This is a genomic window from Actinoplanes xinjiangensis, assembly GCF_003148685.1.
Classification (GTDB): Bacteria; Actinomycetota; Actinomycetes; order Mycobacteriales; family Micromonosporaceae; genus Actinoplanes; species Actinoplanes xinjiangensis.
Map to the genome: position 1 here is coordinate 11,287 of NZ_QGGR01000016.1, position 21,108 is coordinate 32,394.

At 71.3% G+C, this 21,108-nt stretch carries 19 protein-coding genes; 4 read left to right on the forward strand and 15 right to left on the reverse strand.

Going from position 1 to position 21,108, the window contains the following annotated elements; genetic code table 11:
• Window positions 1-54: 54 nt before the first annotated feature.
• The 6 genes from topA to BC793_RS30680 form a co-directional block, all read right to left on the reverse strand.
• The gene (gene topA, locus BC793_RS30655) at window positions 55-2,877 is read right to left on the reverse strand and encodes a type I DNA topoisomerase (protein ID WP_109598855.1); all 2,823 of its coding nucleotides are present in this window, start codon (window positions 2,875-2,877) and stop codon (window positions 55-57) included.
• 193 nt (window positions 2,878-3,070) lie between these two features.
• Window positions 3,071-3,919 (reverse strand): hypothetical protein, encoded by an 849-nt coding sequence (locus BC793_RS30660; protein WP_373871262.1) that lies wholly within the window; start codon window positions 3,917-3,919, stop codon window positions 3,071-3,073.
• A gap of 4 nt (window positions 3,920-3,923) precedes the next feature.
• Complete coding sequence (locus BC793_RS30665; protein ID WP_109598857.1) at window positions 3,924-4,454, reverse strand: hypothetical protein; 531 nt, start codon at window positions 4,452-4,454, stop codon at window positions 3,924-3,926.
• A 118-nt stretch (window positions 4,455-4,572) separates the two neighbouring features.
• Window positions 4,573-6,984, reverse strand: coding sequence for a sodium-translocating pyrophosphatase (locus BC793_RS30670; protein ID WP_109598859.1), 2,412 nt, complete (start codon window positions 6,982-6,984; stop codon window positions 4,573-4,575).
• A 344-nt stretch (window positions 6,985-7,328) separates the two neighbouring features.
• On the reverse strand, window positions 7,329-7,769 hold the full coding sequence (locus BC793_RS30675; protein WP_109598861.1) for an ATP-binding protein: 441 nt from the start codon (window positions 7,767-7,769) through the stop codon (window positions 7,329-7,331).
• Window positions 7,766-8,122, reverse strand: a complete 357-nt coding sequence (locus BC793_RS30680; RefSeq protein ID WP_109598863.1) for an STAS domain-containing protein — start codon at window positions 8,120-8,122, stop codon at window positions 7,766-7,768. The genes BC793_RS30675 and BC793_RS30680 overlap by 4 nt, the downstream gene beginning before the upstream one ends.
• Window positions 8,123-8,235: 113 nt before the next feature.
• On the opposite strand from BC793_RS30680, the gene BC793_RS30685 reads away from it, so the two are divergent.
• Together BC793_RS30685 and BC793_RS30690 are read left to right on the forward strand one after the other, a co-directional pair.
• Window positions 8,236-10,563, forward strand: coding sequence for a DEAD/DEAH box helicase (locus BC793_RS30685; RefSeq protein ID WP_109598865.1), 2,328 nt, complete (start codon window positions 8,236-8,238; stop codon window positions 10,561-10,563).
• Between the two features lie 99 nt (window positions 10,564-10,662).
• On the forward strand, window positions 10,663-11,973 hold the full coding sequence (locus BC793_RS30690; RefSeq protein WP_109598867.1) for an acyltransferase family protein: 1,311 nt from the start codon (window positions 10,663-10,665) through the stop codon (window positions 11,971-11,973).
• Window positions 11,974-11,975: 2 nt separating this feature from the next.
• Here the strand turns inward: BC793_RS30690 and BC793_RS30695 are convergent, their stop codons facing one another.
• The 7 genes from BC793_RS30695 to ssd all read right to left on the reverse strand — a co-directional run bounded on the left by BC793_RS30695 (window position 11,976) and on the right by ssd (window position 17,449).
• Window positions 11,976-12,350 carry an Rv3654c family TadE-like protein gene (locus tag BC793_RS30695; RefSeq protein WP_109598868.1) on the reverse strand — a complete coding sequence of 125 codons (375 nt, stop codon included), beginning with the start codon at window positions 12,348-12,350 and terminating at the stop codon, window positions 11,976-11,978.
• Between the two features lie 68 nt (window positions 12,351-12,418).
• Window positions 12,419-12,784, reverse strand: coding sequence for a TadE family type IV pilus minor pilin (locus tag BC793_RS30700; protein ID WP_109598870.1), 366 nt, complete (start codon window positions 12,782-12,784; stop codon window positions 12,419-12,421).
• Window positions 12,781-12,909 (reverse strand): DUF4244 domain-containing protein, encoded by a 129-nt coding sequence (locus BC793_RS30705; protein ID WP_239170393.1) that lies wholly within the window; start codon window positions 12,907-12,909, stop codon window positions 12,781-12,783. Before BC793_RS30705 ends, BC793_RS30700 begins: the two co-directional genes overlap by 4 nt.
• A gap of 386 nt (window positions 12,910-13,295) precedes the next feature.
• Complete coding sequence (locus BC793_RS30710; RefSeq protein WP_109598874.1) at window positions 13,296-13,994, reverse strand: type II secretion system F family protein; 699 nt, start codon at window positions 13,992-13,994, stop codon at window positions 13,296-13,298.
• Window positions 13,995-14,496: 502 nt separating this feature from the next.
• The gene (locus BC793_RS30715) at window positions 14,497-15,228 is read right to left on the reverse strand and encodes a hypothetical protein (protein ID WP_239170388.1); all 732 of its coding nucleotides are present in this window, start codon (window positions 15,226-15,228) and stop codon (window positions 14,497-14,499) included.
• Window positions 15,225-16,397, reverse strand: a complete 1,173-nt coding sequence (locus tag BC793_RS30720) for a TadA family conjugal transfer-associated ATPase (RefSeq protein WP_109598876.1) — start codon at window positions 16,395-16,397, stop codon at window positions 15,225-15,227. The genes BC793_RS30715 and BC793_RS30720 overlap by 4 nt, the downstream gene beginning before the upstream one ends.
• Entirely contained in the window at window positions 16,394-17,449 is a 1,056-nt protein-coding gene (gene ssd, locus BC793_RS30725; RefSeq protein ID WP_203896414.1) for a septum site-determining protein Ssd, read from the reverse strand. Before ssd ends, BC793_RS30720 begins: the two co-directional genes overlap by 4 nt.
• A 228-nt stretch (window positions 17,450-17,677) precedes the next feature.
• Here ssd and BC793_RS30730 point away from each other — a divergent pair, with 228 nt between their 5' ends.
• Both BC793_RS30730 and BC793_RS30735 read left to right on the forward strand, forming a co-directional pair.
• Window positions 17,678-18,028 (forward strand): STAS domain-containing protein, encoded by a 351-nt coding sequence (locus BC793_RS30730; RefSeq protein ID WP_109598880.1) that lies wholly within the window; start codon window positions 17,678-17,680, stop codon window positions 18,026-18,028.
• Window positions 18,029-18,367: 339 nt separating this feature from the next.
• Entirely contained in the window at window positions 18,368-19,171 is an 804-nt protein-coding gene (locus BC793_RS30735) for an HAD family hydrolase (protein ID WP_109598882.1), read from the forward strand.
• Between the two features lie 652 nt (window positions 19,172-19,823).
• Here BC793_RS30735 and BC793_RS30740 read toward each other — a convergent pair.
• Window positions 19,824-20,297 carry a PH domain-containing protein gene (locus tag BC793_RS30740; RefSeq protein ID WP_109598884.1) on the reverse strand — a complete coding sequence of 158 codons (474 nt, stop codon included), beginning with the start codon at window positions 20,295-20,297 and terminating at the stop codon, window positions 19,824-19,826.
• 20 nt (window positions 20,298-20,317) lie between these two features.
• Window positions 20,318-21,049, reverse strand: coding sequence for a Fic family protein (locus tag BC793_RS30745; protein WP_239170387.1), 732 nt, complete (start codon window positions 21,047-21,049; stop codon window positions 20,318-20,320).
• Window positions 21,050-21,108: the final 59 nt, after the last annotated feature.

Here is a 21,108-nt window from a genome sequence, read left to right on the forward strand (position 1 = left end):
TCAACGAGGTTGAGACAGCGGTGAGAGCCAGCCGAGGAGACCGACGGCGGACCGTTACTCGGCCGCGGTGGCGGCCTTGCGCGGGGCGGCCCGCTTCGCGGGGGCCGCCTTCTTGGCCGCCGTCGTCGTCTTGGCCGCGGTCGTCTTCTTCGCGGCGGTGGCCCGCTTGGCCGGTGCCTTCTTGGCCGGGGTCGCCCCGTCCTCGGCGGCGGCCTTCGCGGGAGCCTTCTTGGCCGGCGCCTTCTTGGCGGCGGTCTTCTTCGCCACCGGACCCTTGGCGCGCTTGTCCGCGATCATCTGGACCCCCTCGGCCAGAGTGATCTCCTCCGGCTTCTGGTCACGGCGCAGCGTCGCGTTGAATTCGCCGTCGGTGACGTAGGCCCCGAACCGGCCCTCCTTGATCACCAGCGGCTTCTCGCTGACCGGGTCGATGCCGAGCTCACGCAGCGGCGGCTTCGCGGCCCGGGCCTGGCGGGTCTTCGGCTGCGCCAGCAGAGCCAGCGCCTCCTCCAGGGTGATCGTGAGCAGCTGGTCCTCGCTGCCCAGCGAGCGCGAATCCTTCTCCCGGGAGATGTACGGCCCGTACTTGCCGTTACGGGCCACGATCTCGTTGCCCTCGGGGTCCTTGCCGACGGTCCGGGGCAGTTTCAGCAGATCGAGCGCCTGCTCCAGGGTGAGCGTCTGCGGCGACTGGCTCTTGAACAGCGACGACTTGCGCTCGCCGGCCTGCACGTACGGCCCGAAGCGCCCGGACTTGACCACGACCTCGTCACCGGTGGCCGGATCGTCGCCGAGGGTCCGGTCGCCGTTGCCGGCCAGGAACAGCTCCGCGACCCGTTCCGGGGTCAGCTCGTCGGGTGCCACGCCCTCCGGAAGCGACGCCTTGTCCTCGGGTGCGTCCTCGCCGCCGTCGACGACCCTGCGCTGCAGGTACGGGCCGAACTTGCCGACCCGGACGACGACCTGCCGGTTCTCCTCGTCAACGAAGAGCGGGATCGAGTTGACCTCGCGGGCGTCGATGGCGCTGAGGTTCTCGGTGACCATCTTCTTCAGCCCACCGGACCGGGCCACCTCCTCGCCCTCGTCACTGCCGAAGTAGAAGGCGGTGAGAAAGGCGAGCTGGGTGCCTTCGCCGGCCGCGATGTCGTCGAGCTGACCCTCCATCGCGGCGGTGAAGTTGTAGTCGACAAGCCGTGGGTAGTGCCCTTCGAGCAGGCCGATCACCGCGAAGGCCAGGAACGACGGGATCATCGCCTGGCCACGCTTCTCCACGTAACCGCGGTCCTGGATCGTCTGCATGATCGAGGAGTACGTGGAGGGGCGGCCGATGCCGAGCTCCTCCAGCGCCTTGACCAGCGACGCCTCGGTGTACCGGGCCGGCGGCGTGGTGTGGTGGCCGGCCGCGTTCAGCTGGTCGGCGGCCAGCGGCTGGTCCTTGACCAGGTTCGGCAGGCGCCGCTCGGCGTCCTCGGCCTCGGCGTTCTCGTCGTCCGAGGACTCCACGTAGGCCCGCAGGAAGCCCGGGTCGGTGATCGTCTTGCCGGAGGCGGCGAAGTCGGCCTCCTCGTTCGCGGCGGTGGTCGCGCGGATCCGCACGCTGATCGAGTTACCGACGGCGTCGGTCATCTGCGAGGCGATGGTCCGGCGCCAGATCAGCTCGTACAGCCGGAACTCGTCACCGCTCAGCTCGTTGGCGACCTCACCCGGAGTACGGAAGTTGTCGCCGGCCGGGCGGATCGCCTCGTGTGCCTCCTGGGCACCCTTGGCCTTGGTCGTGTACTTGCGCGGCTGCGGCGGGACGTTGTTCGCGCCGTACAGCTCGGCGATCTGGCGGCGTGCGGCGGCCAGCGCGGTCTCGGAGAGGTTCACCGAGTCCGTACGCATGTAGGTGATGTAGCCCTTCTCGTACAGGCTCTGCGCGGTGCGCATCGTCTGCTGCGAGGAGTACCGCATCTTGCGGGCCGCCTCCTGCTGGAGCGTGGAGGTGATGAACGGCGCGTACGGCCGACGGCGGTACGGCTTCTCCTCGACCCGGGTGACGGCGAACGGGCGGCCCTCCAGACGGGCGGCCAGCCCGCGGGCGCCGTCTCCGTCCAGCTGGACCACGCTCGACCCCGGCTTGAGCCTGCCGGTGGTGGGTTCGAAGTCCTTACCGGTGGCGATCCGGTCGCCGTCCAGCGCGATCAGCGTGGCGCTGAAGGTGCGCGGGCCCTCGACCTGCCCCTGGACGGCCAGCTGGGCCTGGATGTCCCAGTACTCCGCGGAGCGGAACGCCATCCGCTGGCGCTCACGCTCGACGACGATGCGGGTGGCGACGGACTGCACGCGGCCCGCCGACAGGCCACGCATGACCTTCTTCCACAGGACCGGGCTGACCTCGTAGCCGTACAGCCGGTCCAGGATGCGGCGCGCCTCCTGGGCATCGACCAGCGAGCGGTCGATGTCACGCGGGTTGGCCACCGCGGCCTGGATGGCCGGCTTGGTGATCTCGTGGAAGACCATCCGCTTGAACGGGACCTTGGGCTTGATCGTCTCGATCAGGTGCCACGCGATGGCCTCGCCCTCGCGGTCCTCATCGGTGGCGAGGAAGATCTCGTCGACCTCCTTGGCCAGCCGCTTCAGCTTGGCGACCTGCTGCTTACGGCTCTCGGAGATCACATACAGCGCGTGGAAGCCGTTGTCGACGTCGACACCGAGCCGCGCCCACGGCTGGCCCTTGAACTCCTCGGGGACCTCGTCGGCGTTACGCGGCAGATCGCGGATATGGCCGACGGAGGCCTCGACGAGATAGTCGGGGCCCAGGTAACCGGCGATCGTCTTGGCCTTCGACGGGGACTCGACGATGACCAGACGGGTCGTCCTGGTTTCACTCGGCACGGCACTCCTTATTTGGCCCTCAGCACTCCCCGCTCCGCCCGGCGGAGCACAGACGTTCAACGTAACGCGCCGGACAAGACTGCATTCCCGGGGAGCCCCGCAGTCGGATGGTAACGGTCCGGCCACCGCATGCGTCTGACCGCGACACCGTACACCGGGAAGACACTGTTATGTCGGACACAATCCCGGAAGATCACGCGACCACACCGCCCGGCCAGAATTCCTCCGGTGCTGCTGGAGGGCGTTCCCCGACCAGTTCAGCGAGCCGGCGCAGCCGCCGCGCACCGGAGATCAGGTACCGCCGTCCGTCTTCCGACACCCGGCCCGCCAGACCGGCCCGGACCAGCGCGGCGTCCACGGCGTGGCGGTCCTTGCCCGGGTCCAGGCCGAGCACCCACCCACCGGGGCGCGGGCCGCCGGCGGCGGCCACCCACAACCGCAACCGCGGGCCGGAGAGAAACAGCTGCGCGGAGGCGTCCGGCCAGGCACGGGCGAGACCGTTCAACCGTCGGGAGTACGCCGTACGCACTTCGAAGACCGGGCGCGGCGGCTCCGGATCGGGCTCGTCCGCCGGCTCGGGGTCCACCGCCTCGTCGTCGGCCGGGTCGCCCTCGGTTGGGCCGGGATCGGCGGACGGGTCCGGGTGGCCCGGCTCCTCCCCCGTCGACGGGTGTTCCGGCGTGACGATCGCCTCTTTCGTGGCGGCGAGGTCGTCCGGGCGTACCCCCTCGGGGTCTTCCATCGGCTCCCACGTGGCCGTGAGGCCGCGGGCGACCAGCTCGCTGACCAGGACATGCACCCGCCAGGCCGCATCCACCCGGACCGAGACGCGGGCCGTGCCGCCCATCCGGCCCAGACGGCCGGGACCGGCCAGCAGGCCGGCCAGATCGGCGGGTGAGGGCTCGATCGTCTCGGCGCCGAACATCGACAGCTGGCGGCCACCCGGCGGGCCGGGCACACCACGCGGGGAGGTCCGCTTCGCCACCGGCACCGGTGGGGGAAGGACCTCGCGCGGGATCAGCGGCCAGCCGGTCTCGGTCATCGCGTCACTGGCATTCGGGCAGGGAGTCGAAGGCCTGTCTCAGCTCGACCGACTCCAGCTTCGTCGTGTCCAGGCTGCTGCGCTCGTAGTCGGTGGTGAGCTGGGCGACCACCTTGCCGACCTCGGTGTAGAAATTCTGCGGTGGCGCCGTGGAGAGTGCCTCGATGCCGGTGCGCGCGTGGCCGTAGGCGTCCCGGATCCCGGCCAGCGAGGCCAGGAAGCCGTCCGCGATGGCCTTCCCGTTCGTCACGTCGGGGACACCCGCCTCCTCCACGCCCTCCCGTGCCGTCTCGCTCGCCGTCGCGGCACCGTCGAAGAGCCGGGCCAGATTCTCTTTCGCCTGGCCCGGTGTGGTCTCTGCGGTCATCTGCTGCTGGGTGCGGCTGGTCAGGGTGTCGATCTCGCTGCGCCACGGACTCAGCGTGGTGCAGACCACCGCGGCCCAGGCGTGCGCGCCGGGCTGACCCGAACAGGCGGCCAGCGGTGCGGCGAGCACCAGGAGCAGAACAAGGGAGATCGGTCGGACCGCGCGCATGGAAGCAGGGTACGGCTCCGGTAGGACACTCCACACGCCTCGATCGGAGCAAAGGGAAAGGCACCCGGTCCCCCGGGTGCCTTTCCGGCGTGTCCACCGCTGTTCCGGTGTGTCTACCTCAGACGTTGTCCTTGATCCGGGACGCCTCGGTGGTGCGGGCGTCCTGGACCGCCCGGGCGGTGTCGGCCGCGCCGGACGCCGACGCCGACGTGCTGTCGTCGCCGAGCGCGATCGGCTTGCGCTTGCTCCACACCACGGCCGCGGTGATGATCGCCACCGCGAGGACCGCGACGCCGATCCGCAGGCCGGTGTTCGCGGTGGTGCCGTAGCTCCAGGCCACCACTGCCGGGGCGATCAGCAGCGAGACCAGGTTCATCACCTTGAGCAGCGGGTTGATCGCCGGGCCCGCGGTGTCCTTGAACGGGTCACCGACGGTGTCACCGATGACCGTGGCGGCGTGCGCCTCGGAGCCCTTGCCACCGTGCGCCCCGTCCTCCACCAGCTTCTTCGCGTTGTCCCACGCGCCGCCGGAGTTGGACAGGAAGACCGCCATCAGCGTGCCGGTGCCGATCGCGCCGGCCAGGTAGGCCGCGAGTGCGCCCGGGCCCAGGCCGAAGCCCACCGCGATCGGTGCCAGGACCGCCAGCAGACCGGGAGTGAGCAGCTCCCGCTGCGCGTCCCGGGTGCAGATGTCGACCACCCGGCCGTACTCCGGGCGCTGCGTGCCGTCCATGATCCCGGGGAACTCCCGGAACTGGCGCCGGACCTCCATCACGACCGCGCCGGCCGACCGGGAGACCGCGTTGATCGCCAGGCCGGAGAAGAGGAACACCACCGCCGCGCCGATCAGCAGGCCGACCAGGCTGCGCGGGTTGGAGATGTTCAGCTGCGCCAGGATCACGTTGCCGACGTCGGTCACCCCGGCCTCGGTCAGCGCGCTGGCCAGGCTGTTGGTGTACGACCCGAACAGCGCCGTGGCGGCCAGCACCGCGGTCGCGATCGCGATGCCCTTGGTGATCGCCTTGGTGGTGTTGCCGACCGCGTCCAGCTCGGTGAGGATCTGCGCGCCCCGCTCGTCCACGTCGCCGGACATCTCGGCGATGCCCTGCGCGTTGTCCGAGATCGGGCCGAACGTGTCCATCGCCACGATGACGCCGACCGTGGTCAGCAGACCGGTACCGGCCAGTGCCACCGCGAACAGCGACAGGGTCAGCGACGAGCCGCCGAGCAGGAAGGCACCGAAGACGCCGGCGCCGAGCAGCAGGGCCGAGTAGACCGCCGACTCCAGGCCGACACTGATGCCGGCCAGGATGACGGTGGCCGCGCCGGTCTGCGACGACTGGCCGATGTCCCGTACCGGACGGCGGTTGGTCTCGGTGAAGTAGCCGGTCAGCGCCTGGATGGCGGCGGCCAGCACGATGCCGATGACGACCGCGCCGACCGCGACCCACTGCGGGTTCTGGCCGCTGTTCAGGATGTCCGCGGCGATGCCGGTGTCACCGAACCCGGCGAAGCTGTTCGGCAGGTAGAGGAAGCTGACCACGGCCACCGCGATCGCGGAGAGCGCGGCGGAGATGTAGAACGCCCGGTTGATCGCGGTGAGACCGTTACGGTCGCTGGCCCGCAGCCGGGTGATGAAGACACCGACGATCGCGATCAGCACACCGATCGTCGAGACGATCAGCGGGAAGATCAGGCCGTCCTGGCCGAACGCGGCCGAGCCCAGGATCAGCGCGGCCACCAGGGTCACGGCGTAGGACTCGAACAGGTCGGCGGCCATGCCGGCACAGTCACCGACGTTGTCGCCCACGTTGTCGGCGATGGTCGCCGCGTTCCGCGGGTCGTCCTCCGGGATGCCCTGCTCGACCTTGCCGACCAGGTCCGCGCCGACGTCCGCGGCCTTGGTGAAGATGCCGCCGCCGACCCGCATGAACATGGCCAGCAGCGCGGCGCCGAAACCGAATCCCTCCAGGACGGTCGGCGCGTCACCGCGGAAGATCAGCACGACCAGGGCGCCACCGAACAGGCCGAGGCCGACGGTGAGGAACCCGACCACGCCACCGGTCTTGAAGGCGATGCCCATCGCCTTCTCCCGGCCGCCCTGCTCGCCGGCCGCGGCCGCGACCCGCAGGTTGGCCCGGGTGGCCAGCGCCATGCCGGCACCACCGATGAACGAGCTGAACACCGCGCCGACGATGAAGAACAGCGAGCGGCCGATCTTGACCCAGGTCTCGTTGTCGGTCTCGTGCACGGGTAGGAGGAACAGCAGGACGACCGCGATGACGACGAAGATGGCGAGGGTCTTGAACTGCCGGAACAGGTAGGCCGAGGCGCCCTCCTGCACGGCGCCCGCGATCTCCTGCATCTTCGGTGTGCCGCGGGCGTTCCGCAGCACGGATTGGACGAACGCGGCGGCGAAACCGAGCGCCACGAGGGCGAACACCAGCGCGACGACGACGAAGGTGACGTTCGAGCCGCTGAGCGACACACCGCCACTCTCGGCGGCAAGGGTTACCGATCTCCCGGACATCAATGTCCTCCTGTACACCGATGGCGTCCGGGGGCGGACGAGACCTCCCGGGCGCATTCCCCGAGGAGTGGGGAACGACCGACCAGACCTGCGGACGCGAGGCCGGTAAGTAGCTGACAACTCGCGTACTGTATAGGGCTTACGTGTCGGTCGTCACATGTCGCACCAGCCGTGTCGCGGCGATGAACGCCACTGTGTTAGTCCGGAGTCGATCTCGGGTACACGGGTACGCGTCAGTGTCTGGATTCTCGCCTGACTTAGCGGGTAATTTGCGGAAATATCGCCCATAGTGGGCGCGGCGATATGCCGTCCCCCACTCGTGGTGTGTCTCGAAGTCTGCCGCGTCAGCGGCGGGCGACCGGCCAGATCATCCGGACCTCGGTGCCCGGACCGTCCTCCACCGGGCGCACCTGCAGATCGTCGACGAAACCGGCGAGCAGCGCGAAACCGACGCCGGTGGTGAGCGCGTCGTCGGTCAGCGACTCGTCGGCCAACTCGTCCGGCGGCAGTTTCGCCAGGCCCACGCTGGCCTCGATCGGCGCGTGGTCGATCACACGGACGGTGTACGAGTCCGAGTCGGACATCTCGACGGTGACGAGGTCGGTCAGACCGTACTGCCGGTGCAGGGTGACCGCCCGGGTACAGGCCTCACCGATGGCGAGCCGAACCTCGTCGAGCAACTCCTCCGCGACCCCGGCGCGGCGTGCGACGGCGACGCCGACGAGCCGGGCGGTACGCACGTGCACCGGGGCCGGTGAGAAGGAGAGTCGGACGGTAGCCATCACGAAGCGGAACCGCTGCCGTCGCGCTCCGTCGCCGCCTCGACCGTCGGGAAGATCGGGAAGACCTGATCCAGCGCGGTGATCCGGAAAATCTTGAGAAGTGGCTCCTTGGCGCAGACCAGGCCGAAGGTGCCGTGTGCCGTCCGCAGCCGCTTGAGCGCGCCGACCAGCACGCCGAGCCCGGTGGAGTCGAGGAAGTCGACCCGCTCCAGATCGACGACCACGTCACGCGCACCCGCATCCACCAGCTCGATGAGGCGCTCGCGCAGCCGGGGGGCGGTGTAAACGTCAACCTCACCGCCGACCTCGAGCACGGTGTGCCCGGCGACGGTCCGGGTCGTGAGTGACAGCTCCATCGGTCCTCCTCCCTGATCTCTCCCCCCGCGAAATCTAACCACCGACGGGAAGGGGGCGACGCGTGGCACCCACCGTCCTACCCGTTTGAGGTTCGGGGCATACCGGTGTCACAGTGCAATGCGTGACCTCAACCGCTTTCGGGCCCGCTGAGCTGCTGCACCGGCTGCGGGCCCGCGGTAGTGGGACGGCAGTGTCCCCGGTCACACACATCGAGCGAGTGCCCGCCCGCGAGGGCCGCACGGCGCCGTGGCCCGCATGGACCGAACCCGCGGTACGCGACGCGTTCGTCGCGCAGGGGATCGGCGTCCCGTGGGAGCACCAGGCCGCCGCGGCCACCCTGGCCTGGGAGGGCACACACGTCGTGCTGGCCACCGGTACCGCATCGGGCAAGTCCCTCGCGTACCAGCTGCCGGCGCTGAACGCGCTCGCCACGGACCCTAGGGCGACAGTGCTCTATCTGTCACCCACCAAGGCACTCGCCGCCGACCAGCTGCGGGGCCTGACCCGGCTCGGCATGGACGGGGTGCGGCCGGCCACGTACGACGGTGACACCCCCCGCGAGGAGCGCGAGTGGATCCGGCAGCACTCCCGTTTCGTGCTGACCAATCCGGACATGCTGCACCACAGCATGCTGCCCGGCCACGGGCGCTGGGGAGTCTTCCTGCGCAGGCTGCGGTATGTGGTGATCGACGAATGCCACACCTATCGGGGCGTCTTCGGCTCGCACGTGGCGCATGTCCTGCGACGGCTCCGGCGGGTCACCGCGCGGTACGGGGCGTCGCCCACGTTCATCCTGGCGTCCGCGACGTCCGGGGATCCGGCCGGTTCGGCGTCCCGGCTGACCGGGGTTCCGGTGACAGAGATCACTTCTGATGCGTCACCGCGAGGAGCCGTGACGTTCGCTCTGTGGGAACCGCCGCTCCTGCCGCCGTCCTCCGGCCCGTCCGCGCTCGACGACACCGAGGCCGGGCAGCCGATCCGTCGATCAGCCCTGCGCGAAACCGCCGACCTGCTCACCGATTCCGTGATCGCCGGCACCCGGACGATCGCGTTCGTGCGGTCCCGGCGCGGGGCCGAGGTGATCGCCTCGACCGCCCGCCAGTCGCTCAACGAGGCGGTGCCCGGACTCGGTGACCGGGTCGCCGCCTACCGGGGCGGCTACCTGCGGGAGGACCGGCGGGCCATCGAGCGGGCGCTGCTCTCCGGGGAACTGCTCGGGCTGGCGTCCACCAACGCGCTCGAACTCGGTGTCGACCTGACCGGGCTCGACGCCGTGCTGATCTGCGGCTATCCGGGCACCCGGGCATCGCTCTGGCAGCAGGCCGGGCGCGCCGGACGGTCCGGTGACGAGGCGCTCGCGGTCCTGGTGGCCCGCGACGATCCGCTCGACACGTACCTGGTGCACCATCCGGAGGCGGTGTTCGGGCGGCCGGTCGAGGCGACCGTGCTGGACCCGGGAAACCCGTACGTGCTCGGGCCACAACTGTGCTGCGCCGCCTCCGAGGCGCCGCTCACCGACGCCGACCTGGAACTGTTCGACGGGCATGCGATCGTCGAGCAACTCGCCGCTGAGGGCCTGCTGCGGCGCCGGCCGTCCGGCTGGTACTGGACGCACCGCGGCCGGCCCGAGGTCGACCTGCGCGGCACCGGCGGGGCTCCGGTGTCGGTCGTCGAGGCGGCCACCGGGCGCCTGCTCGGCACCGTCGACCACGGGTCGTCGCACGCCATGCTGCATCCGGGGGCGGTCTACCTGCACCAGGGCGTCACGTTCGTGGTCGACGACCTCGACCTGGAAGACGCCATCGCGCTGGTGCACCAGGAGGAACCGGACTGGACCACGCACGCCCGGGACGTGACGAACCTGTCGGTGGTGAACGTCCGGTCGTATGTGGACGCCGGTCCGGTCGGGCTGTTCCTCGGCGACGTCGACGTGACCAACCAGGTCGTCTCCTACCAACGGCGGCGCATCGGCAGCGGTGAGGTCATCGACACCCGGCCGCTCGACCTGCCGGTGCGGGAGCTGCGTACGGTCGCGGTCTGGTTCACCGTGTCGCCGCAGGCGCTGGCCGCGGGCGGGGTGGAGCCGGGCGAGTTCCCGGGCGCCCTGCACGCCGCCGAGCACGCCGGGATCGGCCTGTTGCCGCTGATCGCCACCTGCGATCGGTGGGACATCGGCGGGCTGTCCACGGCCAACCACGCCGACACCGAGGCACCGACGGTCTTCGTCTACGACGGGCATCCCGGCGGCGCGGGATTCGCCGAGCGCGCCTACGCGACGGCGGCCGAGTGGCTGAGGGCCACCCGCGAGGCGATCTCCTCGTGCGGGTGCGAATCCGGCTGCCCCTCCTGCGTGCAGTCACCCAAGTGCGGAAACGGAAACAATCCTCTGAACAAAGAGGACGCCGTGAAAGTCCTGGACATCGTGCTCGCGGCCCTTTGATCATTTACCGGCGTTTATCGGCTACCACTCTCGACGAGAATCACATTCCGCCCCGGCGCTGACGATCTTTAATGACGGAAGCGGTAGCCTGCGTTCCCGATGAATCGAGACCGAGCAGACACCAGCCCTCGCCTTGCGGCCCTCGACGGCCTCCGCCTGTTCGCGGCGCTGGCCGTCGCGGTGTTCCACCTCAGCGTCTCCTGGCGCCTCGACGGCCAGAGCCCACCCACCCGATATCTGCCCGACCTCGCCCCCGTCGCCGCCTACGGATTCCTCGGCGTGGAGCTGTTCTTCCTGGTCAGCGGCTTCGTCATCGGTATGAGCAGCTGGCGGCGCAGCCTCGGCGAGTTCTTCGTGTCCCGGGTGAGCCGGCTCTACCCGGCCTACTGGGTGTGCATCCTGATCACCGTCACGGTGGTCGCGATCCTGCCGGTGGCCGGTGGTGTGCCGGTCAGCGGGACCCCACAACTGCGGGAGATCGCGGCCAACCTGACCATGCTTCAGGAACCGCTCGGCATTCCCGCGGTCGACACCGTCTACTGGACGCTCTTCGTCGAACTACGGTTCTATCTACTGTTCGCGGCGCTCGTGGCGTTCGGCCTGACGTACCGCCGGACGGTGATTTTCTGTGTCGTCTGGATGATCGTTTCTGTGATCGGGCCGACCCTCGACAGCAAAATGATCAATATCGTCGCCATCCCGGAATACGCGCCGTATTTCATCGCCGGGATCGCGATGTTCCTCATTCACCGGTTCGGCCGGTCACCGCTGCTCCTCGCCGTCATCGGCTTCTCCTGGCTGGTCAGCATCAACCGGGTCGAACAACGGGTGGCCGGCATCAATCCCGGCTTCGAGGTGCCGACCTGGCCGGGCATCGCCATCGTGACCCTGTGCTACCTGCTGGTCCTGGTGATCGCGCTCGGCTGGACCGACCGGATCCGCTGGTCGTGGCTCACCACCGCGGGCGCCCTCACCTATCCCTTCTACCTGCTGCACCAGCGCGTCGGGTACGGCCTGATCCGGCACGCCCACGAGCGGACGTCGGTGCCGGCGTGGGCGCTGCTGCTCGGGGCGATCGCTGTCGTCCTGGGGCTCGCCTGGCTCGTGCACCGGTTCGCTGAGCGGCCGCTCAGCCGATGGCTGCGCACGGTGCTGGGGCGGGCGATCGCGGACGTCCGGCGGACCTCGGCCACGGAGGCCGCCGAGGCCGTCCCTGACGCGGCGGTCACCGCGGCGGGACCTCCGGCCGTCCGTACCGGGCACAGCGAAGGGTTTCAGGAGCGGCGGACCGGGGTCAGCCCGTCGCCGCGCCGGCCCTCGTCGCCGTCGGCATCCTCGCCGCAGTCACCGTCGCCGCTGCCTTCCTCGACGTCGTCTGATGGGTCCGCGTTTCAGGACGCGTCCCGCTGACGTCATCCGGTCGCCGGAAGCACACCCGGGACGGCCGTGACCGGGCCGGCTCTGGAGGCGGCCTCGGCACTGGCCGGGTAGACCAGGAGAACGACCTCGGCACGGACCACGATCTCCAGGCCGTCGACGGCGCACTCCAACATCCGGGCGTGATTGGCCTCGACGAATCGCGAGGCCACCGCGCACGCCGCTGCCTGGCCCTCGATGGCGTGCGGGCCGCCGGCCAGTGCACCGAAGTCGGCCGCCACCCTGGCCTGATGCCGTGCGACGCGGGCCGCGCCGACGGTCACGAGAGTGAGTGCCACCCCGATCAGGACGAGGCCGACAGCGAGAACGAAGATCGACGCCGCACCGCGGTCGTCCCGGAGCCGCTTCACGGAACGGCTGTCCCTTCCGGCTGGAGCGGTTCCACGGGGCGGCCACCCCGTCCGGTTCGCGGGCGGCTTCACGGAACGGCCACCCCCTCCGGTTCGCGGGCGGCCGTCGCGTCGCCGCTCACGATCGCCCCCGGCAGGTCGACGCCGAACATCCGGATCGGCGCGGACACCTCGGCGATCACGCTTTCCGCGGTGCCGCCGACGCGTACGCTCGCCCCCTCCGGAGCCAGTCCGGCGGCCGCTGTGCCGGGGTCCCCGCCGCGGGCTTCAGCGAGAGCCGCCTCCCGGGCCGCGTCGAGGCACTGCATCTTCGCCGCCATCGCGGACACCGCGGTGATGCCGAAGCCCAGAAGCAGCATGAGCGCCGGCAGCCCGGCCGCGAGTTCAGCGGTGAACGATCCCCGGTCGCGGCCGGGTTGCCGGCGCCGTCTCACTTCAGCGCCCGGCCGATGACCCCGCTGAGCGCCGCTTGCACGGAACCGCTCGTCAGGACCTTGAGCAGGACACCGGCGAAGGCGACTGCGGCGAGCGTGCCGATGGCGTACTCGGCGGTGCTCATCCCGGCGTCCACGGCTTCCGCCTGGAGCCGCCGGTAGCGGGCGATGAGTTTGTACACAGGGCCTCCTTGTTTCTTGCCGGTGCGGCGCACCGGCTTTCACAACACGCCGCCAGTGGGCGGCGAGGTCTCACATCACGACCGCGACGAGGCAGGCCGCATCACGGCGGTCGCGTGGCAGGGCCGTGGCCGTAGCCGCGTGACCGTGGTCGCGGTCGCGGTCGCGGTCGCGGTCGCGGTCGCGGTCGCGCGGTCACGGTCGCGCGGTCGCGCGCGTCACAGCGACCGCCTGGTCGGAGCCGCGATACGGCGGTCGCATCACAACGAGCCGCGTCAGGGCGACCCCGTGTCGGGTGGCGGGCAGGGAATGCCGGATTGGAGCCAGCGGGTCACAGGACGTCGCCGAGGATGGCGATGACGGTGGGCATCAGGCCGGTGAGCAGGAACGCGGGCAGGAAGCACAATCCGAGCGGCAGCACGATCAGAACACCGGCCCGCTGGGCGGCGGCCTCGATCGCCACCGCACGGTCGGCACGCAGGTCACCGGCGAGTCGTTCCAGCGCTCCGGCCAGTGCGCCGCCGCTGGCGCTGGATCGGACGGCTGCCACGATCAGCCGCTCGGCCTGCGGCACACCGGTCAGGTGGGCCCACGCCTCGCCCGGTTCGGCGCCGAGCCGCAGCGACCGGGCGGTGCGCTGGAGCCGGTCGCCGAGTGGTCCGCCGATCGCCTCCGCAACGGCGCCGATCGACCGGTCCACCGCGGTTCCGCCACGGAGTGCGGCGGCGAGCAGGTCGGCTCCGAGCGACAGGTCGGCGTGGGCCTCCTGGCGCTCGCGGCGAACCTCGGCGGGTTCGCGTCCGCGCAGGAACCGGTCGGTGCCGACGCCGGCGGCCACCCCTGCGGCGAGGCCCCAACCGGTGCCGATGAGGCCCGCGACGGCGAGTCCGGCCAGCACCGACAGAAGCAGGCGGGTCCGTTCCGGGGACGGTTGTCGCTGCGCCGCCCGCGGCAGCCGGAGCCGGCCGCGCGGCAGCATCAACAGCACGGCGGCCGTCACCGTGCACACGGCCACGACGATGCCGCTCATCGCGAGGCCTCGATCGGCGGCCGCGGGGCCGATTCCGGACGGACGTCATCCGCAGAGGCCGCGGCAAGGATCGAGGCAAAGCCGGGAGCCGCCGCAGAAGCCGCGACACGAGAAGAAGCGGCACCGATCCCGGAAGCCGCGACACGAGAAGGTGCGGCAGCAAGGCCGGGAGCCGCCGCGGAAGCGGCGACACGCGAAGAAGCGGCAGCAAGGCCGGAAGCCGCGACACGAGAGGGGACAGCAGCAGCCGCGACAGGAGAAGGGGCGGCAACTGCCGTACGAGAGGGGGCAGCAAGACCCGGAGCCGGCGCGGGAGCAACAGTGGGAGCCGAAGCCGGACCGGGGCCGCGGGTAAGGGCCGAGGCAGTGGTCGAGGCGGGCGCCGCCGCGCACCGCATGACGGCCCCGTCCGCCCCGACGAGAGCGGCCACGCAGCATTCGCGCAGCGGCACCCGGACCGGCCCGCCGGCCCGCAGCAACGCCGCCACCCCGCAATTCGTGGTCATCGGGTAGCTCCCTCGGTGAGGCGCTGTGCCCACTTCAGCCCCGCACATTGCAGAAGCAGGGCCGCGGTCGCGCAGGCCGCCCCCAGCGGCGTGTGCAGCAGCACCCCGGTCGGGTCCGCGCCGATCGCGTGGCCGAGGGCGATCCCGGCCAGCGGCAGGGCGGCGAGCAGGATCGCCGTGGTCTGGGTGCCGGCCGCGTGGGCGTGGGCCGCCTTGGCCGAACGCTCGGCGGCCCGGGCGTCCGACTCGATGCGTTCGAGCAGATCGGCGGCGGGTGCACCGGTACGTTCGGCGAGTCGCCACACGGCTTCGGTGAGTCGCCCGATCCGTCCGGATGCGGTGGGTGACGTGGCCACGGCCGCCGGCGGGATGCCCGCTCGCAGGTCCGCGACGAGGGACGCGAGATCGTCGAGGTGGGCGGCCCGCTGCCCGGCGGCCCGTACGCGTCCCGAGCGCCGGCGCCACTCGTGCGCGGCCAGGGCTGCGTAGACGGCCGCGACGACTCCGGCGACCGGGCCGCCGTACAGCCCGGCCGGTGCGCCGGCCAGCGCGGACGCGGTGAGCACGGACTGCCACGCCGGGCCGTCGAGGACCGTGCGGACGGTACGCCGGAACGCGCCGACGTCGATCCGGGACCGTCGGCCGGGCAGCCGGTCACGGGCGTGTTCCGCTGGGCGGGCGACGAGGACCGCCCCGGCGATGAGGAGCCCCGCCAGCAACCAGGTCACGACGACCGTACCGGGGGCAGGAGGGCGGCCGGCACGGTCTCGCCGCGGTCGGCCAGCAGCCGGGCCAGCATCGGGGCGCCCGGTCCGGGGCCGCCGTCGCGCCGCCACGCCGGGACCACGGTGGCCAGCCGGTCCGTGTCGGTGGGGATGAGGACGCTGATCGATTCCAGGAAACGGCCCTCTGCCGTACGCCGGACCTGGAGAACCACCTGGAGCGCGGCGACGACCTGGGCGTGCAGCGCCGCTCGCGGCAGTCCGCCGAGCAGGCCGAGCGCCTCGAGCCGGGCCGGTACGTCGGCGGGTGCGTTGGCGTGCAGCGTGCCGGCCCCTCCCTCGTGCCCGGTGTTGAGGGCGCCGAGCAGGTCGACGATCTCCGCGCCACGGCATTCGCCGATCACGAGACGGTCGGGCCGCATCCGCAGCGCCTGGCGGACCAGGTCGCTGAGGCCGATCGCGCCGGCACCCTCCACGTTGGAGGTGCGCGCCTGAAGCGCCACCACATGCGGGTGCACCGGCCGGAGTTCGGCCGCGTCCTCGACGAGCACGATCCGCTCGGTCGCCGGCACGAGCCCGAGCAGGGTGGCGAGCAGCGTCGTCTTGCCGCTGCCCGTCCCGCCGGTGACCAGGTAGGCGAGCCGCGCCGCCACGACCGCCACCAGCACCGCGGCCGCGTCTGCCGGGACCGTCCCGTGCCGGACCAGGTCGTCGAGGGTGAACGGCCGCTGCCGGAAGGTCCGCAGGGACAGGTGCGGCCCGTTGGTCGCGACCGGCGGCAGCACGGCGTGCAGGCGCGTCCCGTCGGGCAGCCGCGCGTCGGCGTAGGGCTGCCCGTCGTCGAGCCGCCGCCCGCACGCCGCGACGAGCCGCTGGGCGAGCCGTCGCACCTCGGCCGAGTCGGTGAACCGGATCGACGAGCGTTCCAGCCCCGAGCCCCGGTCGGCCCAGACCTGAAGATCATTGACGAGTACGTCGGTGACCTCCGGATCTGCCAGCAGCGGGGCGAGTGGCCCGGCGCCGATCAGGTCGTCCCGGACCCGGCCGGCGATCCGCAGCACCGCCATGTCGCCGAGCACCCCGTTCTCCTGGCGGACGGCGTTCACCACGGCGGCCGGGGTCGCCTCCTTCCCGTCGTAGGCGAACCGCCTGCGCACCCGATCGGCGACCGTCATGCCACGGCCGCTTTCGGGCTCGTACGCATGAGGTCGTCGACGAGTTGCCGGCAGAGAACGGCGAGAGCTCCCTTGCCGTCGGCGGTCGGCGCGGTTCCGCGCTCGATGCCCTGGCAGACCGACGTCTCCGGCCGGAGGGTGCCGGCCAGCGGCAGGCCGAGGGCCCGGGCGATCTCGCGGGCCTTGAGCCGGCCGGGCGCCGGGCCGCGCACGACGACGGCGATGTCGTCGCAGTGGGCCGCGACGGTCGCCGCGGTCCGGGCGGCCGATGCGGTGGCCCGCAGTTCCGCCGGGACGACGAGCAGGGTCCGGTCGGCGGCCTGGAGCGCGAGGATCGCCGCGTCGTCGAGTTGCCGGGGCAGGTCGGCGACGATCGCGTCACGTCCACGGCGGGCGGCGTCGAGGGCGACCGCCATGGCCTCGATGGGCACGCCGGGCAGCTCGTCCCGGTCGAACGAGAGCAGCACCAGATCTCCGCGGTGCGGGAGGGCACCGAGCAGGGTGGGCGGGTCGACGCGCCCGTCGGAGCCGGCGAGGGCCGGCCAGCGCAGGCCACCGACCTGCTCCCAGCCGAGGACCAGGTCGAGGCCGCCGCCGAGCGGATCGGCGTCGATCAGCAGGGTGCGGTAGCCGGATCGCACCGCGGTGGTGGCGAGCCCGGCGGCGAGGATGCTGGCCCCGGCACCACCGCGGCCGCCGATCACCGCGAGGGTGCGGCCGTCGGCCGCGGGTTCGGGGCGATCGCCGGCGGTGAGCTGGTCGACGATCCACGGTTCGGCGTCGGGCAGGACCGCCACGTTCTCGGCGCCGATCAGGTCGGCGACGTTGAAGGCCGGGTCGGTGACACCGTCGAAGCCGATCAGGATCAGCCGTTTCCGCCGGGGCAGGCGGGCACGCAGGCAGGGCACGGCCTGATCCGCGCCGATCAGTACTAGTGGAGCCGCGGACCAGCGGGCGCGGGCGCCAGCCGGGTCGGGTGACACCTCGGCCTCGACGCCGCACGCCGCGGCGAGGCGCAGCAACTCGTCGAGCAGGTCCGGGTCGGCGGTCACGATCAGGGGGCGGCGCGGGGCGGGCATCGCTGACCTCCAGCGGGGACGGCGGGTTGGGGCGCCTACCGTCGCCGGGCCGGTACGACCCCGACAAACGCCGGTGCCGTCCGACTGTGGACGAAGGGGGGCCGTGGACAACCGCCGTCCGCCGGGATGATCTGCTAAGCGCGGGCATGCTCCCGACGGGATTGGGTATGTTGGTGTGCTCGTAACAGCGATGGAGTGGGCATGGGGAACTCGATCCGTACGACGCTCGCCGATGACGGCACGGTGACCGTCACCGTGTCGGGAGAGATCGATTTCTCGAACTCGGACGGTGTCGCGCGCGGGCTGCGGGACGCGGTGACCGACTGGTCGCCGCCGTCGATCGAGGTGGATCTGCGGGATGCCACGTTCATCGACTCGACCGGGCTGGGCGCGCTGATCGAGGGTTACCGTGCGGCGGTCGCGGCGGGTGCCGATTTCCGGGTGCTCAATCCGAGCGACACGTTCCGCCGGGTGCTGACGGTGACCGGCCTCTCCGACTTCTTCGGGCTGATCGAGGTGGCCGACGAGCAGTCACAGGCGACCGGGGCCTGAAAGGGAACGACCCCCGTCGGGGGAGACGGGGGCCGTCCTGGGATTCGGCTCCGGGGGGGTCGAGCCGAATCACCCGGTGACCGCGGGGGGCGCGATCACCGAGGCCTGGATTCCGAGGTATTCGGTAACTGGTTGTCTTCGGTAACTGGGTGAAGCGGGAACAACACACACCTCGTAGCAAACATAAGTTTGCCTCAGGATCACGGTCCACGTCGAGTACCGAATGTTGCCAACTGGCCCGGCTCCTACCGCTCTGACCGATTTCACAGGCTGTCACCGCAGGCGCGTCAGTCGTGCGGGACAACGGGCGGCGGCGTGGTGCGGCTACACTTTCGGCCCGTGGGGCTCAGCGCCGCCTTTTTCGACCTCGACAAGACCGTCATCGCCAAGTCCAGTGCACTGGCTTTCGGACGGCCGTTCTATCGGGATGGCCTGATCAGCCGGCGCGACGTGGTGAAGACCGCTTATGCCCAGCTGATGTTCCGCCTGGGTGGCGGCACCGACGAGCAGTCGATGGCCCGCACCCGTGACTACATGGCCGCCCTGTGCAAGGGCTGGCGGGTGGAGCAGGTGCAGCAGATCGTCGCCGAGACTCTCGGGACTCTGATCAATCCCTACGTTTACGCCGAGGCGGCCGCGCTGATCGCCGAGCATCAGGCGGCGGGCCGCGATGTGGTGCTCGTCTCAGCTTCCGGTGACGAGATGGTCCGCCCGATCGGCGCGCTGCTCGGCATCACCGATGTGATCGCGACGCGGATGGCGATCGTCGACGGGCGTTACAGCGGGGCGGTGGAGTTCTACTCGGCCGGGCCGGCCAAGGTCACCGGCGTCCAGCGGCTGGCCGAGGAGCGTGGTTACGACCTCTCCGAGTGTTACGCCTATTCGGATTCCAGCAGTGATCTTCCGCTGCTGGAGGCGGTCGGCCACCCGAGCGCGGTGAATCCCGATCGCGCCCTGCGCCGGGTCGCCGCGCTCCGCTCCTGGCCGATCCTGGAGTTCCGTCATCCGGTACCGCTCGGGAGGCGCCTGCGCGACCGCCCGGCGGTGCCGGTCGCCGCGGCACTCGGCGTCGGCGTCGGCGTGGCCATCGGCGTCGCCCTCTACGGTCGCCACCGGCGGTCCCGCGCCGCCGCGGTCGCCTGAGCAAACCTTTCTGGTACGAGCCAGTAGGACGACCGTGGCTGTCCGCGCGAGGCGGCCGCAACACCGGACCGCAACGCGACCGCCGGGCTGATCCGCCGGTCCCGGCTGGTTCCCACCGCCGTCTCAAGCGCTCCGAGACAGCGGTGAGAACCAGCCGCCCCCAACGCGGTGACAGCCGGCCGACCCGGCCATGGACACGCGGTCAGAGCCGGCCGACCCGGGTCGTGGACACGCGGTGCGAGCCCGCCGTACACGGGTCGTTCATTGGTCTGAGTATTTCCCTTTCGGCCGCTTTTCCGCTGGAAATCTGGCGATCAAGCGATGGTCGGCGTAGAAATGACTCGCGGGCCCGGAAACATCGGGCACCGTGCACGGCCACCGGGAACCCACGCGCGATCAGCCACGGCAGGCACGTTGCGACGGGACCTCCACCCCGCGGGGTGATGGACCGTCGACAACGACTCAGGTGCACGCTTGATAACCCGGTCCGGACGCGCACAGCCGGCGCCCCCGCGAGGGACGCCGGCTCTTCGGTTTCCAGGGCCGTCCGCCGCACGGCTTTCGGGCCGTCTGCCGCTCAGCTCCCGGGCAACCTCCCGCTCAGCTCAGCTCCCGGGCTGTCTGACGCTCAGCTTGCCGGGCCGTCTGCCGCTCAGCCCGCCGCGGCCCGATGACGGTTCCGGATCTCCTGGTAGACCGCCCGGAACAGGTTGGGCCGGGCGTGGAAGTCGACGCCCTGGGCCCACAGTTCGGTGTTCACCGTGGCGCCGTCGTGCCGCTCGATCAGCACGGTCGTGTCCCGCTGCAGCTCCCAGCGGCCGACCCGGTGGGTGGCCTGGTGCAGGTGCACGCCGGCGATGTCGCGCCAGCGCATGCTGCGGGACCGCAGCAGACCGCGGATCAGCACGCCGTCGCTGCTGACATACACCCCGTGCTGGATGATCCGCCAGGCGCCGATCACCCAGAGCGCGGCGAGCACGACGGCGACCGCGCGTATGCCGTGTCCCATCAGATCGAACTGGCGGATCGACGCCCAGGTGAGCAGAGCGAGCGCAATCGCTTCCCAGATGATCACGAGCCAGCGGCCGACACCTGGCGGATAGGGACGGACCCAGTGCGAACCCACGCAGAAAAGTATGCCGCCGTTCAGACGGATGCCAGCACACTGTCTCCGATGACGCCGATTTCCTCGGCACCGACGGTGACGGCCGCGGCATAGTGCCGCAGCCACGAGCGCACGCCGTCCGGGGTGCCAGTGGCGTAGGCGCCGGCCGATCCGAGGTACTCCGGTTCGCGGTTCTGGTGGCCGACCTCGACCATCACCAGGCCGCGGGGGTCGAAGCCGCGGGCGGTGAGGGTCAGGCGGGCGGCGGCGCGGGCCACCACTCCGGCCGGGCCGGCGAACGGGCGCAGCGTGATCAGCTCGGCGTGGACGACGGCGGCGAGCAGCATCGGCGGGGTGGTCTCGTTACCGGCGACGAGGCCGGCGAGCGCGTCGATCCGCTCGGCGCCGCTGATCAGGCGCCCGAGGTCGTGGTCGTGGACGACGCCGCGGGCGGCGAGCACGTGGAGTTTGGCGAGCACCTGGCGGGGTGCGCGGGGCCAGAGGTCGACCAGGCCGGGCAGTGACTCGGCGACCCGGAGGGCGCCCTGCACGACCGGGTCGGTGACGGTTCCGCCGCGTACCTCGTCGAGGTCGTAGGTGTTGCCTTCGAGAGCCGCGCTGGCGACCGCGGCCCGGAGGCTGGCCTCCGCGGCGACCTGGCCGCCGTGCCGGCGCAGAGCGCGGTGTCGGTGGGCGGCGTCGACGGCTTCACGGGCGCTCGCGAAGGCGGGCGCGACCTCGGCGAGGTCGAGCAACGGGGCAAGTGGATCCACGTGAACACGGTAACCGGTAAAAGTGCGGAAACACGGGGTGCACAAACGAGCGCGGAACT

Coding starts and splice junctions, on each gene's coding strand:
- BC793_RS30660 (WP_373871262.1), bottom strand. CDS start 3,919: ATGACCGAGACCGGCTGGCCGCTGATCCCGCGCGAGGTCCTTCCCCCA.
- BC793_RS30665 (WP_109598857.1), bottom strand. CDS start 4,454: ATGCGCGCGGTCCGACCGATCTCCCTTGTTCTGCTCCTGGTGCTCGCC.
- BC793_RS30670 (WP_109598859.1), bottom strand. CDS start 6,984: ATGTCCGGGAGATCGGTAACCCTTGCCGCCGAGAGTGGCGGTGTGTCG.
- BC793_RS30680 (WP_109598863.1), bottom strand. CDS start 8,122: ATGGAGCTGTCACTCACGACCCGGACCGTCGCCGGGCACACCGTGCTC.
- BC793_RS30690 (WP_109598867.1), top strand. CDS start 10,663: ATGAATCGAGACCGAGCAGACACCAGCCCTCGCCTTGCGGCCCTCGAC.
- BC793_RS30705 (WP_239170393.1), bottom strand. CDS start 12,909: ATGAGCACCGCCGAGTACGCCATCGGCACGCTCGCCGCAGTCGCCTTC.
- BC793_RS30710 (WP_109598874.1), bottom strand. CDS start 13,994: ATGAGCGGCATCGTCGTGGCCGTGTGCACGGTGACGGCCGCCGTGCTG.
- BC793_RS30720 (WP_109598876.1), bottom strand. CDS start 16,397: ATGACGGTCGCCGATCGGGTGCGCAGGCGGTTCGCCTACGACGGGAAG.
- BC793_RS30730 (WP_109598880.1), top strand. CDS start 17,678: ATGGGGAACTCGATCCGTACGACGCTCGCCGATGACGGCACGGTGACC.